Origin of the sequence: Burkholderia sp. WSM2232 (assembly GCF_000472545.1) — a bacterium.
Classification (GTDB): domain Bacteria; phylum Pseudomonadota; class Gammaproteobacteria; order Burkholderiales; family Burkholderiaceae; genus Paraburkholderia.
This window is the reverse complement of the sequence record NZ_AWZV01000073.1, coordinates 1-1035: the sequence shown is the minus strand read 5'-3', so window position 1 is coordinate 1035 and position 1035 is coordinate 1. Positions and strand designations below refer to the sequence as shown.

The following is a 1035-nucleotide window of genomic DNA, read 5'->3' as shown; positions in this document are numbered from 1 at the left end:
TGCGCGTATCCCCCTGACGCTCAACCAGAAGCTCGCCTCGACGATCGTCGTGCTTTGGGTCGGCCTTCTGTTCATTGCTGCCATGGGAATCTGGCTCGGCGCCTTATCGACGTTCGCACTCGCATCCGTCGGCGCGGCGTGTGCGCCAACCTTCACAGCGCTACTCGCATTCCGGGCGCTCCAGGGACCCTCGGCGGGTGGGGTATGGTGATCGGCCAGGCGATCGTGCGCGACACGATGGCGGGTGCAGCGGTGCAGCGCACGTTGGCTAACATCATGCAACTACCGCGACGCACTGCGCCACCGTCGCTTCGTTCTTGGCGTGCTCGCGAACGGCTGTGCATTTGGCGGTTTCACGCTTTACATCTCGTGCGCGGCCAATTTCGTAATGCACGTGCTGCATCAGCCGGATACCGCTTTCGGCTGGCTGTTCGTGCCGCTGATTGCGGGCGTGATCGCCGGCTCGGCGCCCAGCGCACGGTTCGCTGAACGTCTCGGCAATCGCGCGACGGTACGCGTCGGATTGAGTGTGACCGCGCTCGCGGCGGTGGCAAACCTCGGATATAGCGTACTGCACGCGGCCACGCTGCCGTGGACGGTGATGTCGCTCGCGCTCTACGCGTTCGGCATGGCGCTCGCGATGCCGGCAATGTCGTCGATCGCGCAGGCAAACCTGCCGACCATGCGCGGCATGGCCGCATCGCTGCAGAACTTCGTGCAGATGTTTATCTTCGCGCTGATCGCCAGCTGCGCGCCACCGTTCGTTTCGACAATCCGCTGCGAATGGCCGAGGGCCTCGCCGTCGCGGCCGCGAGCGGCATCGCGTGCTCGGGCGCGAGCCTCGCGCCTGGTTTGACGCGCTGGCACAGCACGTCCTCGTCCGGAGTCTGAAGTTCAAGCGGCCGTACGTCTGCGGGCAAGAAAACTCGCGCAAATTTGTCCATGATACGTTCGTGATCGTCGATCACGCCTCTCAACGCCTCAACCCCGATACCATCATGACGACTTCCATTGCGTTGTCCCCGGTCACCAGCG

Annotated in this window: 2 protein-coding genes and 1 pseudogene; all 3 read left to right on the top strand. The window is 64.2% G+C overall.

What is annotated here, in order from left to right; all coding sequences use genetic code 11:
- A pseudogene (locus tag F757_RS36745) lies at positions 1-211 on the top strand (Bcr/CflA family drug resistance efflux transporter); the annotation flags it as partial.
- A gap of 33 nt (positions 212-244) precedes the next feature.
- Entirely contained in the window at positions 245-856 is a 612-nt protein-coding gene (locus tag F757_RS34410; RefSeq protein ID WP_084531086.1) for an MFS transporter, read from the top strand.
- A partial coding sequence (locus tag F757_RS36740) for a hypothetical protein (protein WP_035467703.1) occupies positions 825-1035 on the top strand: 211 nt, incomplete at its 3' end. The genes F757_RS34410 and F757_RS36740, both read left to right, overlap by 32 nt.